Origin of the sequence: Baekduia soli (genome assembly GCF_007970665.1) — a bacterium.
GTDB lineage: Bacteria > Actinomycetota > Thermoleophilia > Solirubrobacterales > Solirubrobacteraceae > Baekduia > Baekduia soli.
In genome coordinates this window covers 4,045,350-4,057,024 of record NZ_CP042430.1, presented here as the reverse complement: position 1 = coordinate 4,057,024, position 11,675 = coordinate 4,045,350, and the positions used below count along the sequence as shown (strand labels likewise).

The window sequence follows — 11,675 nt, the reverse complement described above, 5'->3', positions numbered from 1 at the left end:
GGCTCGAGCGGGCATAGATGCCTGTTCTGGAGCCAAAAATGGCGGATAAGCGGACGAGGTGGCTCGACGCTTGTCCTCAGATCTTGTTCCCTGGAGGACCAGGCCGCCGGGATGAGCCGCTGACACGTCCCGGCAACACGATCCACGTGCGGCGCAACGCTCCGACCTCCGGGCCGGCCAACATCGTGGTCAAGGCCCCGAAGTCGGGCCCGGTCCGGTCTGTTCCGCTCGTCGACCAGGCCGCCGCGACCTTCGAGGCGGTGAGTCGACGCGACCGCTTCATCGGCCCGGAGGACCTGGTGTTCCCGTCGCCGATGGGCGTGATGCTTGATGGTCCCAAGGTCCGCGGCGCGTTCTACCGAGCCCTCGCGAAGGCCGGGCTCGGCCATCTGCGCGACAAGGAGGAGCCGATGACGTTCCACGACCTGCGCCACACGTTCGGCACGCTGGCGGTCCGCGCGTTCTCGGTGACCGACGTGATGGTGATGATGGGCCACGCGGACATCAAGACCACCATGCGCTACGTGCACTACGTGCCGCAGCACGACGCGGCAATCAAGCTCTCGGCGGTGTTCGCCGTCGAGGTGGGGGAGACCGACGCCCTCGCGGCGACCGGCTGACGCAGCGCTACGCGCCGAGCCGATGCGTCCGCAGCGCGCGCTCGAGGTCGTCGCGGAAGAAGACCCACTGCCGCCCGGCCTTGAAGCGGGGGAGGCGTCCCTCACGTGCGTACTGACGGATCGTCACCAACGGTAGATGGAGGAACGCCGCCGCTCCGGCGACATCGAGCGTGGCGTCCTGCGCACGAGGCTCCGGTCGAAGTCGGCGAACGGCAGCGCCGAGCTCCGGGTCATCAAGTGCGGCAGCGATCGCGGCCGCCAGCTGGGAGATCGGCGAAGACACGTAGACGCAGAGCGATTGCGTCAGGTCAGGCCCTCAGCGATGCCGACCGTTGAAGTCGGTCTCGCCGGTCAGGGCTTTGAGAAGCGACTCGATTGCGCAGACGGCCTCTTTAGCCGCATTCGCGAAATCTGGCTCGCGTGGACCCAGTAGAGCCTTGGCCTTCCTGTAATGCTCGCGTGCGGCCGCTAGGTGTAAGTCCCGAGCAGGTTGTTCAGCCGGGTGATGGGGGTCTGTCGGCTGATGCCTGCGTGTCGTCGGCGATGGTTGTAGGTGAAGTGGAGTGGACCCCGTCTGATGGACATCTGGGGGCTTTCGTGGCTTGGCCGCGAAAGGATGTGTCTGTCGATGCCGAGAACGCGCCCTGCGTACCCCGATGATTTCCGCCGTGAGGCGGTCGAGTTGCTGCGTGCTGGCCGGACCCCGAGAGAGCTCGCGCAGAGCCTGGGGGTCTCGGAGCAGACGCTGAGAAACTGGCGGCGTCAGGACCAGATCGATCGCCACGAGCGCGACGATGGCCCGACCAGCGAGCAGCGCGATGAGCTGACTCGGTTGCGCCGCGAGAACGAGCGCCTGCGCCAGGAGCGTGACTTGCTCAAGCGAGCCGCGGCCTTCTTCGCAACGGAGAACGGGACCCGGTGATGATGTACCGGTTGATCTCGGCGGAGAAGGCCCGCACCCCTGTCTCTGTGGCCTGCGAGCTGCTCGGTGTCTCGAGGTCGGGCTTCTATGCGTGGTCGACGCGGGCGCCGTCTGACCGCGCGCTTTCGGACGCGTGGCTGATCGAGAAGATCAAAGACATCCACAACGACAACCGTCGGGTCTACGGATCGCGGCGGGTGGCCGCCGAGCTGCGCCTCGGCCACGGCATCACGGTCTCGCGCAAGCGCATCCAGCGCCTGATGCGCCAGGCCGAGATCTCCGGTCTGGTGGCAAGAAAGCGCGGCCGCACGACGATCCGCGTCCCAGGCGTTCGCGTCGCCGACGACCTCGTGCGCCGCCAGTTTCGCCCCGCGGCGCCCGACGTCTTGTGGGTCGCCGACATCACCTACCTCAGAACCTGGGAGGGCTGGCTCTATCTCGCCGCCGTCCAGGACGCCTTCAGCCGCCGGATCGTCGGCTGGTCGATGGCCGACCACATGCGCGCCGAGCTGGTCGTCGATGCGCTGCAGATGGGCGTTCACCGCCGCCGGCCCGGACCCGGGCTGGTTCATCACTCCGACCAAGGCAGCCAGTTCGTCTCGCTGGCCTTCGGCCAGAAAGCTCGCGACGCCGGCATCGCCGTTTCGATGGGCTCACGCGGCGACTGCTACGACAACGCCGTCGCCGAGAGCTTCTTGCCACCCTCAAGAAAGAGCTCGTGCACCGCCGCTGCTGGCCCACGCGCCGCGAGCTGTCCTCAGAGGTCTTCGAATACGTCGAGGCCTTCTACAACACCACCCGCCGACACTCGACCCTGGGCTACCTCTCACTCGCCCAGTTCGAGAACATCTCCCAATCCAACAACCCCAAGATCAACGGCTAGCCCCGCAAGCCCGGAACTGTCCGAACAACGGGGTCCACTCCACGCAGCCCTTGACGGCTGGCTCTTCACCTACAACCATCGCCGACGACACGCAGGCATCAGCCGACAGACCCCCATCACCCGGCTGAACAACCTGCTCGGGACTTACAGCTGATAGGTCCGCAAAGACCGGCTTGAGATCGACCCTTCTCGGTTTGGCCGGGGAGGGTCTTTTCTCTTTCTGTCTTGTGGAGGGAGTTGCTGATGAACTTGTTGCGTAGAGAGGTGCCGGCTGCCTCTCTTGTTGTTGCTGTGGATCCGGGCAAGGCGTTCAACAGGGTGTGGCTGACCTCGGGCGAGCGGGGGCTGATCGGCGAGCCGGTGACGTTGCCGGTGCTGCGCGAGGGCATCGACGAGCTCGAGCGACTGATCGCTGCGAGCGGCGTCGGCGGAGCGCCGGTGATCGGCCTGGAAGCCACGGGCTCGTTGCATCGCGCGTGGGCAGCAGAGATCGAGCGGCGCTGGCCGGGGTCGCTGCGGCTGTTCGCGCCGTCAGAGACGACCGCCGCGCGCACCCAGCTGGGCTCACGGCGCTTCAAGACCGACGATCGCGACTGCGCTGCGCTGGTCTGGCTGCTGCGCCAGGGCGCCGGTCGCCCGGCCGAGCCCGATGTCGTGGCCGCGATGCTCGGCGGTGTCCGTCACCGCGCCCAGCTCGTCGACGCGCGCCGTGTGTTGCAGCAGCGCCTGCACGATCAGCTCAACGCGCTGTGCCCGGGGCTGTCGGCCCCGCCCGGTCACGGCCGCGCCCTGAAGATCGCGTCGCCGACCGGCCAAGCCGTGCTGGCCTGCGCGGCGGCCTTTGACGGGCGGCCACCGACGCCGCGGTCGCTGCTGGCTCGGGCTCCGGGACGCATGAGCCAAGCCACGGCCGCGTTTTGGGCCGCGCGCTGGAAGCGTCTGCTGGACCCGCCCGCCGACGCCTCGTTACGGGCCGGCAGACTCGCGGGGGATCTTGCGCGCTGGCGGGGACTTCAGGCCGACATCGATCTCGCCGAGCAGCAGTTCGCTGGCCTGCTGGCCCAGACCGCCGGCCAGATCCTCACCACGCTGCCCGGCGTCGCCGTCGTCAGGGCCGCGGAGTTCAGCGCCTACACCTTGCCGATCGGCCGCTGGCCGACCCCGGAGCATCTCTATTCGGCCACCGGGCTGGCCACCGCGACCTATCAATCCTCGACGATCACTCGGCGCGGGCGCATCAGCCGCCAGGGCCTGCCCGAACACCGCAACGCGCTGATGGGCATCGCCTGGGGCCTGTCGCTCAACAGCGACGCCTTCAAGGCCCGAAACGCCGAATACCGAGCCCGCGGGTTCCGCCCGATCCAGGCCCGCGTCGCGCTGGCCCGCCACGCCTGCCGCCTGACCTGGCGACTGCTTCAAACCCAATACTTCCCTCGAGCCACGTTACGTCGACTCCGGTGAACGCTACGAAACGCGTGAGCTGCGTCCCAGTCCTGTAGGCGAACGGTGTTGCGTTATCGCCGCAGATGGCACTGGCGACCGCATCGACCTGTCGTGGGCTCAAGCGCACCCGTACATGCTGGAAGGGCCGCCGGACGATCGTCGGGCGGCTCCTGCTCTGCATGGGAAGCAGCAGCCCGGGGGTGGGGGTTCTCCGGCGACTGGGCCGTAGTAAGCACCGTTGCTGTCGACTGCTTGGCCGGGGTAGCGTCGTGGCAGGTCGCAACTCCGGGCGAGATGCGGTGTCTCGCTAGTTGACACCCTGTCACCGCAAAGGCGGGCGTCATGCTCTGGTCCATTCGTACGCCGACGGTGCGCGCCTCCGTAACGGCCATCGTTGCTTGCGCTGCACTGGCTGTCTACGCCGGGACGGCGCAGGCCCGCGTGACCTCGCCGCAGCCGGTGTCGCCTACCGGCTTCCACGTCGTGCAGAACGCAGTGTCGACCGGCGGTGGCCGGATCGCGGTGGTGATGCTCGGCTACCACTCGTCGCGCGACTTCTCGCTGCAGGCGCGGACGGGGAGTGCTCGCGGCCTTGGCCCGCTTCAGCGCTTGGACACCACCGGGGAGTTCCCACAGGTTGCCGCGGGGGCGGACGGCACCGTCGTGGCGGCCTGGGTCGCGTACCGGCAGGGTTCGACACCGGTGTTGCGGGCCGCGGTCGCGCGCCCCGGCCACAACTTCGGACACATGCAGGAGCTCTCGCACGCCCGCTCGATGGCGCTCGGCGGTGTAACCGTGACCCCGAGGGGCCGTGCCGTCGTCGTGTGGCGCGGCGGGACGAGCGGGACTTCGGTGCAGGCGGCGCTCGCGTCGTCCGGGCACGCTTTCGGCACGGCGCAGACGCTCGGCACGAGCCGTCAGAACGTGCCCGCCGTCTCGGTGGCGCCGAACGGCACGGTCCTCGTGACCTGGCTGGACACCCCGGCCCCGCCGCAGCCTCCTCCCGCGCCGCGGCCAGCGGGTGGCCCCGCCCGCGTGTTCGCCGCGACGCTGGTCGAGGGAGCCGTCAGGTTCGGGCGCCCATCTGAGCTCGGCACGATGGGCGCCGGATCGTTCGGCCCGGAAGCTGCCGGCGGGCCGGGCGGCGCCGCCGTCACATGGCGCCAGGCCGCCACCGACGTGCGGCTCGTCGCGCTCACCCCGCAGAACGTGTTCGCGCCTCCTGTGCTGCTGCCGCCGTACCAGCATCGCCGGGACGGGGACGCTGACCTGGGCGACCACGTGGCGCTCGGTCTCCCCGCTGGCGGCTCCAACGTGGCGCTGTGGCGCGAGGTCCGCTCGAACGGCTTCATCCCGACCTTCGCCGCCGTCAAGAGCAGCAGCCGACCGTCCGGCGGCGTGTTCTCGCCCGCGAAGCAGCTCTCGGCTAGCGGCTGGTTTGCCGGCACGCCTCAGGCGGGCGCTCTCACCGACCGCACAGTCGCAGCGTGGGGCGAGACCGGCCCGGGCCGTCCACGCGTACGGATCGCGGTCCGCCCCGTCGGCCGCGGCTGGACCGCGCTCCGCCCGCTGCCCGCCCCCGGGATCGACACCAACAGGCTCAGGGCCGCAACCTCATCCCGCGACGCCGTCATCACGTGGATCCAGGACGTCAACAACCAGGGGGCCGGACGGCTAATCCTCACGACCTACCAGCCTTGACTCTCGCTTTGGACGAATGGCACTCGTCAGCCCTCGCGGCTGCTTTGGATCAATCAGCCGGGCTTGGCAGCAGAACGCGGGCCGCGTGCCGCACGCGCGACAAGCCGAGCGCGCGCTCCTTGTGCCGACCTCCTCGTTGCCTTCCTGGGTCGGCGGGTGACATTCGCGTGCGTCGTGGTCTACGTGAGCGACTGAGCGAGTGCCTCATCGTTCTGGGGATTGCGTCAGACGGGTGAGGGATCTATGGTCGCCTCATCCGGTCCAGTGTCGTGGGAATCAGCTCGCCGCCCTCACCGGGAGAAGGAGTACAAGGTGAGTCTGGATCAGAAAAGGGCCCGTGCCTTCGGGATCCTCTATCTCCTCACGTTTGTCACGTCGATCGTGGGGCTGCTGCTCTATGAGACCGTGCTGCAGCACCCGACGAGCTACATCGCGGGTGCCGGGCACGACACCCAAGTCCTGCTCGGGGCCCTGCTTGAGCTGCTGCTGATCATCGCCAACATCGGAACCGCGGTGGTGATCTTCCCGATCCTCAGACGGCAGAACGAGGAGCTGTCGCTCGGCTACGTGACCGCGCGCCTGTTCGAGAGCACGTTCATCCTCGTCGGCATCGTTGCGATGGTCGCGATCGTCACGCTGCGCCAACAAGTTGCAGGTGCCGATGAGGGCACCCTCGCCTACACCCTTGCCGGGATCAAGGACTGGACGTTCCTCCTCGGGCCGGGGTGGGTCGTCGGCTGGGGAAACGGGCTCCTCCTCGGGTATCTGATGTATCGCTCGGAGCTGGTGCCGCGACAGGCCTGCTGGCTGGGCCTCATCGGTGGCCCGCTGCTCATCGTGTCCGGGACGGCGGTGATGTTCACCGGAAACGATCCAAGCTCCGGACTGCACGCGCTCCAAAGCGTCATGACCATCCCGGAGATCCTTTGGGAGCTCTTCCTCGGCATCTACTGCACCTTCCGGGGCTTCAGGCCGTCCTCACCGATCCTCAGAGAGGACGCTCGCAAGGATGGCCTCCCGACCGGCCCAGTCCCAGCGGTGCCAGCGCCCGCCTGAAGACTCCATCCACGATGGGGGCGGCCGGGCGATCAGCCGCCTCCGCTCACGGCCCACTGCTCAGCGCCGGCACCCCCGCTTGAGACCACAAGCGCTCGCGCAGGCTCGGGGCCTGCGGGTCCCTCGCCGGCAGGATCCAGCGTTGAACGCGTCGTCTGGCGGTGGGCCCACGTCGATGGTGCACGCTGCTCTCGATCTCCCAGGTGGTGCAGCCACGCCTGGGCCGCCTCCCCGAACGTCTCGCCGCGGATCCCGGTGGTGCATCCGCCCCCGGCACGCGCGCACTTCTCTGGCTCTGGAACGAGCGTCACGCCGCAACGAGCGGAACCCATCACACCTTCCGCACGCGGATCACGCAGCTAGTCCTACAACAAAGAGCGACAGCCGATGACGGCTGATTGCGCGGTATTCCGGGGCTCACGGGGTCTCACGACGTTCGACGGTGTGAGGACAAGGTGCGGGAACAGGACAGCTGGAGAACAAGCTGGGGAACAAGAAATGGCCAGCGCTTGTCGTCCAAAGCGGCAGTCGCCGGGCGGACGCACACCGCTGCCTCACCTGCCCGACCGAGAGCTGGTGGTCCGGAGGAGGAGGGTGCCCTCCTTGCTCATGGCATTGGCTGCATGAGCCTGTGCCAGGGCGCCCGGTACTTCGAGCACGGCGTGCTCGACCACGCGTAAGGTCCCGCCCGGGTGCCGGTTTCGTGCGCAGCGATGAGTTGCGCGGCGGCGTGCGGTCTTACTTGCATGACCTCGATTACCGCGCAGACGCACGCGACGCTTGACGGCGTCATCGATGCCCCGCCCGCCGACGCGCTCTTGCCGTACATGAGCGACGCCGGCCGGCAGGGAGCGCTCGATCTCGCGCTGGCGGCCGACGCGCTGCTGCTCGCACGCGAGACCTGGCAAGGGCTGGCCCGGGCGTGGCGCGACCAGACCGGCCCGATGGCCGAGCGGCTCAACACGATGCCGAAGTACGTCGTGTCCGCGACGCTCGGGTCGGCCGCCGAATGGGACCACACGACGATCGTCGGCTACGACGACATCGCCGGCCTGCGCGAGCGCGAGCAGCTGCTGACCTACGGCTGCGGACGCCTCGCACGGGACCTGCTGGCCGACGGGCTGCTCGACGTGCTCGTGCTGTCGCTCACACCCGTCGTGGCGGGCGCCGGCCGGCGACTGTTCGACGACCCCGGCCACCTCGTCCGGCTGCGGCTCACCGACAGCACGACCTTCGAGACAGGCGCCGTGCGGCTGTTCCTTGAGCCGGATCACGCCTGACAGAAGCTGCAACCGAGCCCTGCTCTCCATGCAAAGCGGACGAGCACACCGTCGGGAAACGTCCGGGTCTCCACCAGGTTCAGGTGCACCCAGTTGCCCAGGGCCGTGAAGAACGGCGTGCCGCCGCCCACCGGGACCGGATGGGTGACGATCGCGTACTCGTCGATCAGCCCGGCCCGCATGGCCGCCGCGGCGAGGGTGGCGCCGCCGAGGTCCATGGGACCATCGTCCTCGGCCTTGAGCCGGTTGACCTCGGTGACAGCGTCGCCGGTGACCAGGCGGGCGTTGCCGTGCACCCGGTCGGACCACCACTGGAGCAGCTCGTCGCTCGGCACGCTCCAGCGGAGGTCGTTGCCGGGCGCGGCGATGTAGCCGTCCAGGCTCAGGTTCATGCCAAAGGTCAGTTTCCGCGTGGCGTCAGCCTCCGGCCGTCGTCACTCAACTTCAGGCGTCTCGACGATCGCTCGCGCGATCAGCGAGTCGTCGGCAACGATCTTCGCCCAATGCGCGTCATGGGCGGTGCGGCCGCGAATGGGGAACGCCGCCATCGCGCTCGCCACCGGATCGTCCTGCTGGTCGAAGACGAGCGAGATGTCCTGGGGCCGAACCCTCGAAGCACGGCGTGTCCAGTCCCTGCTGCCCCTGGCGGCGTCAGCGCCAGGCGAAGACCGGCTCCTCGATGCCCTCCACGCGTTCGCCGACGTTGCCCAGCACGGCGACGTTGCGCAGCTGGAGCAGGACGGCACCCGTGGGCGCGTGGATCAGGTCGTTGCCCAGCGGGATCTGCAGGACCGGCCTGTCGCTCTCGGGGATCATGATCGTGCGCGGTTGACCGGTGACGAGCGCGTGCAGCCCGATGCGGAACACGGCCTGGACCTCGGCGGGCGCGGGACGCAGTGCCGGGTCGGCGCCGCCCCAGAGCACGACCGGGGTCATGACGAAGCCCGAGCGGGTCACGTAGTCGTCGAGCCAGCCGAGGACGTCGTCGGGGCCGAGCTTGAGGCCGAGCTCCTCGTCGAGCTCGCGCAGCGCCGCCTCCAGGGGCGTCTCGCCGGCGTCCAGCCGACCGCCGGGCAGCGCCCACTGCCCGGCGTGATGCTTGAGCCTTGGCGTCCGGCGGCAGAGCAGGAACGCGGCGCCGCCGGCAACGCCGACCATACGGCCGTCGAGTGGCTCGCCGGTCGCGCCGCGCAGGTCGCCCGGCACCATGGACATGTCGATCTCGGACGCGGGGTCACCGTCGTGGCGGGTCGCGTCGGAGTCGACGAGGACGATCGCCACGGCGGCGTGGCGGCGGCTCTCGAGGGGGACGACGCGGCGCTCGTGGGCCTCGAGGTTGGCGGCGATGCGCGTCCGCAGCGCCTCGTCATAGACGATCACAGCGGGGCCGGGCACCATGGCGGCCATCCTACGCGCTCGTGGAGCTGCCGGACGCGACGTCGCACCCCAAAGGAGGTGATGGGCAGGCCGAACCGGCTGATGGTGTCCGACATCTCCGGGCTCATCGACGCCACCCTCGGCCTCGTCGCCGCTGAACACGGCAATCGTTCTCGGCATCGCCCACAGGCCGGTCAACCCTGACAAGGTGCCGCCATGCATCACCTCAACGTGGCCGCATGCGAGTTCGAGTACGACGACAGTGACCCCGCCGGCTATCGCTGCGGTGTCGTGCGCGCGGGTGCCCTGCTCGCGGCGAAGGAGACGGCGATCAAGCTCTACGAGATCCCGCCCGGCGAGAGCCTGTGCCCGTACCACTATGAGTACGCGGAGGAGTGGCTGTTCGTGATCGAGGGCGAGGTGGCCGTCCGCACCCCGGATGGAGAGCAGGGCGTGAGGTCGGGCGCGCTTGTCTGCTTCTCCGCCGGTCCGGACGGTGCCCACAAGTTGACGAACCGCTCCGCGCAGCCGTCGCGCGTGATCCTGTTCTCCAGCTCCCGCGAGCCGGCGATCGCGGTCTATCCCGACAGCGACAAGATCGGCGTCTGGCCCGGTGACGACCGCGACTCCGTGATGCTGCGCCGTTCCGACGGCGACGTGCCGTACTACGACGGCGAAGTCTGACGCGGCCTGTTGCGTGCCAGGTGGCTGTCGCGCAGAGCGGGGGTCCGTCTCAAGGAGCTCGATCCGGGACAGAACGTCGTTTCGCATGAGCTCTCATAGGAGTCGGCCTTCGCGAACCGGCGCCCGCGAGCAGTCGATCCGCGGTCGACGAGTTCCACGGCGCCCTCAGCCCTTGGAGGATCGGCCTGGTCCTCGCCGGGCGGCGGGCTCAGCGCCGGGGCGGCGGGCGGCGATGGAGGGCGGCGCAGGCGACGCACAGGACGCTGTCGGGCATGGCGGACAGCCGCGCCGGGGCGATCGCCTGGTCGCACGCATCGCAACGCCCGTAGGTGCCCTCGTCGAGCTTGTCGATCGCGCGGTCGATGCGTGCGAGCACGTGCTCCGTGGAGCTGCCGACGCCGATGTCGGTGAGCCGCTTGATCGCCTCGGTCGTCCCGTCGCCGATGCGCTTGCCGAACCCCTGGGCGGCGCCCAGCTCGGGGGCGGCGGTCAGCGCGGTGAGACGTCCGGACAGGGCCCTGCGGCGGTCAAGCAGCAGTGCGCGGACGGCGTCCTCGTCGTTGGCGTCTCCCGGGATCATGGCCTCGGGGTACCCGGACTGGGCCATGAGACACAGGACCCGCCGCATGATCGGCATGTGGAAGGTCGGGGGACCCGTCGTGGGCGCCGGGCACGCCCCGGGCGACGGATCGCCTGCCGAGCGGCGCGAGGTCGTCGAACGCGACGCGACGGAGGACGAGCGTGATCGCCTCTGGGCGCCGGCCGTCACCAACCATCTGTACTGCGACGCCGAGTCGCCTCGAGCTCGGCCATGGTCCGCCGGCGCTCCTGCGGCGAGTACGTGCTCCACTCGGCGATCTCGTCCAGCGTGCGTCCGCACCCCTCGCAGCGGTCGGTCACGGGGTCGATCTCGCACACGTCGATGCAGGGCGACTCGATGACCTCGTCGCCGCTCATGCGCCCTCGGTGACGTAGGTGTCGAGGTAGTCGAGCCCGGCGATCGCCCGGCTCCCGTACCACGAGGTCATCTCGCCGTCGATGAGGGTGACCGCGGCGCCCGGCACCGCTGCGGAGATCTCGGCGATGTGATGGTCCTTGAAGTGGTAGGGCTCGCTGCTGAGCAGGACCCGGTCGACCGCGCCGGCGTAGGCCCCGAGGTCGAGCTCCGGGTAGCGGTCGCCGGTCTCGGCGGGCACCGTGTGCCAGCCGAACAGCGCGAGCGTCTGCGAGATGTAGGTGTCGGGCGCGACGCCCATCCAGGGGTCTCGCCAGATGAGGTACAGGACGTCGCGTGGCCGCCGGCTCGCCGCGGCGGCAGTCGCGCGGGCGTAGGCCTCCTCGAACGCACCGCACAGGCGCTCGGCCTCCTCCTCGCGCCCGAACGTCGTGCCGAGCAGCCGGTAGAGCTCGAGGTTGTCGCGCGGCGCGCAAGGATGCGTGACCACGACGTGGGGCACGAACTCCCGCAGGGCCTCCGCCGTCTCGAGCGTGTTCTCGTCGACGTTGACGATCACGTGCGTCGGCTCCAGCGCCCGCACCTTGTCGAGGCGGACGTCCTTGGTCCCGCCGACCTTGGCGATGTGGCGCACGGTGTCCCACGGATGGATGCAGAAGCCCGTGCGGCCGACGAGCTGGTCGGCGAGCCCGAGGTCGCAGACCAGCTCGGTGATGCTCGGCACGAGGCAGACGATGCGGGCGTCGGGCATCGA

15 protein-coding genes and 1 pseudogene are annotated in these 11,675 nt (G+C 69.4%); 9 read left to right on the top strand and 7 right to left on the bottom strand.

Annotated features, from left to right (window positions below):
- The first annotated feature begins 17 nt into the window (after positions 1-17).
- The gene (locus FSW04_RS19645; protein ID WP_146921929.1) at positions 18-620 is read left to right on the top strand and encodes a tyrosine-type recombinase/integrase; all 603 of its coding nucleotides are present in this window, start codon (positions 18-20) and stop codon (positions 618-620) included.
- Positions 621-627: 7 nt separating this feature from the next.
- On the opposite strand, the gene FSW04_RS19640 is transcribed toward FSW04_RS19645, so the two are convergent.
- Complete coding sequence (locus tag FSW04_RS19640; RefSeq protein ID WP_228430595.1) at positions 628-903, bottom strand: helix-turn-helix domain-containing protein; 276 nt, start codon at positions 901-903, stop codon at positions 628-630.
- 294 nt (positions 904-1,197) lie between these two features.
- On the opposite strand from FSW04_RS19640, the gene FSW04_RS19635 reads away from it, so the two are divergent.
- The 7 genes and pseudogenes from FSW04_RS19635 (at position 1,198) to FSW04_RS19610 (ending at position 7,905) form a co-directional block, all read left to right on the top strand.
- Complete coding sequence (locus tag FSW04_RS19635) at positions 1,198-1,542, top strand: transposase (protein WP_146915460.1); 345 nt, start codon at positions 1,198-1,200, stop codon at positions 1,540-1,542.
- Positions 1,542-2,177, top strand: a pseudogene (locus FSW04_RS28685) (IS3 family transposase); the annotation flags it as partial. The gene FSW04_RS19635 and the pseudogene FSW04_RS28685, both read left to right, overlap by 1 nt.
- Before the next feature lie 83 nt (positions 2,178-2,260).
- Positions 2,261-2,425: an IS3 family transposase gene (locus FSW04_RS28680; RefSeq protein WP_407653003.1), complete on the top strand. Its 165-nt coding sequence runs from the start codon at positions 2,261-2,263 to the stop codon at positions 2,423-2,425.
- A gap of 243 nt (positions 2,426-2,668) precedes the next feature.
- Positions 2,669-3,886, top strand: a complete 1,218-nt coding sequence (locus FSW04_RS19625) for a transposase (RefSeq protein WP_146921927.1) — start codon at positions 2,669-2,671, stop codon at positions 3,884-3,886.
- 324 nt (positions 3,887-4,210) lie between these two features.
- Entirely contained in the window at positions 4,211-5,569 is a 1,359-nt protein-coding gene (locus FSW04_RS26355) for a hypothetical protein (RefSeq protein ID WP_187368933.1), read from the top strand.
- Between the two features lie 312 nt (positions 5,570-5,881).
- On the top strand, positions 5,882-6,625 hold the full coding sequence (locus FSW04_RS19615; protein ID WP_228430594.1) for a DUF4386 domain-containing protein: 744 nt from the start codon (positions 5,882-5,884) through the stop codon (positions 6,623-6,625).
- Positions 6,626-7,338: 713 nt separating this feature from the next.
- Positions 7,339-7,905 (top strand): dihydrofolate reductase family protein, encoded by a 567-nt coding sequence (locus tag FSW04_RS19610; RefSeq protein WP_146921925.1) that lies wholly within the window; start codon positions 7,339-7,341, stop codon positions 7,903-7,905.
- On the opposite strand, the gene FSW04_RS19605 is transcribed toward FSW04_RS19610, so the two are convergent.
- The 3 genes from FSW04_RS19605 to FSW04_RS19600 form a co-directional block, all read right to left on the bottom strand.
- The gene (locus FSW04_RS19605; protein WP_146921924.1) at positions 7,896-8,297 is read right to left on the bottom strand and encodes a dihydrofolate reductase family protein; all 402 of its coding nucleotides are present in this window, start codon (positions 8,295-8,297) and stop codon (positions 7,896-7,898) included. The genes FSW04_RS19610 and FSW04_RS19605 overlap by 10 nt on opposite strands.
- A gap of 42 nt (positions 8,298-8,339) precedes the next feature.
- A complete protein-coding gene (locus FSW04_RS27960; protein ID WP_267128254.1) occupies positions 8,340-8,465 on the bottom strand; it encodes a hypothetical protein in 126 nt (41 codons plus the stop codon).
- 91 nt (positions 8,466-8,556) lie between these two features.
- Positions 8,557-9,285 (bottom strand): NUDIX hydrolase, encoded by a 729-nt coding sequence (locus FSW04_RS19600; RefSeq protein ID WP_407653002.1) that lies wholly within the window; start codon positions 9,283-9,285, stop codon positions 8,557-8,559.
- A gap of 213 nt (positions 9,286-9,498) precedes the next feature.
- Between FSW04_RS19600 and FSW04_RS19595 the strand changes: the two genes are divergently transcribed.
- Positions 9,499-9,966, top strand: coding sequence for a cupin domain-containing protein (locus FSW04_RS19595; protein ID WP_146921922.1), 468 nt, complete (start codon positions 9,499-9,501; stop codon positions 9,964-9,966).
- A gap of 208 nt (positions 9,967-10,174) precedes the next feature.
- Here FSW04_RS19595 and FSW04_RS19590 read toward each other — a convergent pair whose 3' ends face one another.
- From FSW04_RS19590 to FSW04_RS19580, 3 genes are all read right to left on the bottom strand, one after another.
- Positions 10,175-10,546, bottom strand: a complete 372-nt coding sequence (locus FSW04_RS19590) for a TraR/DksA family transcriptional regulator (RefSeq protein ID WP_187368932.1) — start codon at positions 10,544-10,546, stop codon at positions 10,175-10,177.
- A 185-nt stretch (positions 10,547-10,731) separates the two neighbouring features.
- Positions 10,732-10,923: a DUF1289 domain-containing protein gene (locus FSW04_RS19585; protein ID WP_228430593.1), complete on the bottom strand. Its 192-nt coding sequence runs from the start codon at positions 10,921-10,923 to the stop codon at positions 10,732-10,734.
- Complete coding sequence (locus tag FSW04_RS19580) at positions 10,920-11,672, bottom strand: helical backbone metal receptor (protein ID WP_146921920.1); 753 nt, start codon at positions 11,670-11,672, stop codon at positions 10,920-10,922. Before FSW04_RS19580 ends, FSW04_RS19585 begins: the two co-directional genes overlap by 4 nt.
- Between the last annotated feature and the right edge of the window lie 3 nt (positions 11,673-11,675).

Bases quoted from the DNA above. Each gene is read 5' to 3' on its own strand.
- FSW04_RS19585 (WP_228430593.1), bottom strand. From the start codon at position 10,923: ATGAGCGGCGACGAGGTCATCGAGTCGCCCTGCATCGACGTGTGCGAG.
- FSW04_RS19625 (WP_146921927.1), top strand. From the start codon at position 2,669: ATGAACTTGTTGCGTAGAGAGGTGCCGGCTGCCTCTCTTGTTGTTGCT.
- FSW04_RS19590 (WP_187368932.1), bottom strand. From the start codon at position 10,546: ATGATCCCGGGAGACGCCAACGACGAGGACGCCGTCCGCGCACTGCTG.
- FSW04_RS19645 (WP_146921929.1), top strand. From the start codon at position 18: ATGCCTGTTCTGGAGCCAAAAATGGCGGATAAGCGGACGAGGTGGCTC.
- FSW04_RS19605 (WP_146921924.1), bottom strand. From the start codon at position 8,297: ATGAACCTGAGCCTGGACGGCTACATCGCCGCGCCCGGCAACGACCTC.
- FSW04_RS19595 (WP_146921922.1), top strand. From the start codon at position 9,499: ATGCATCACCTCAACGTGGCCGCATGCGAGTTCGAGTACGACGACAGT.
- FSW04_RS19580 (WP_146921920.1), bottom strand. From the start codon at position 11,672: ATGCCCGACGCCCGCATCGTCTGCCTCGTGCCGAGCATCACCGAGCTG.
- FSW04_RS26355 (WP_187368933.1), top strand. From the start codon at position 4,211: ATGCTCTGGTCCATTCGTACGCCGACGGTGCGCGCCTCCGTAACGGCC.
- FSW04_RS19610 (WP_146921925.1), top strand. From the start codon at position 7,339: ATGAGTTGCGCGGCGGCGTGCGGTCTTACTTGCATGACCTCGATTACC.
- FSW04_RS19635 (WP_146915460.1), top strand. From the start codon at position 1,198: ATGGACATCTGGGGGCTTTCGTGGCTTGGCCGCGAAAGGATGTGTCTG.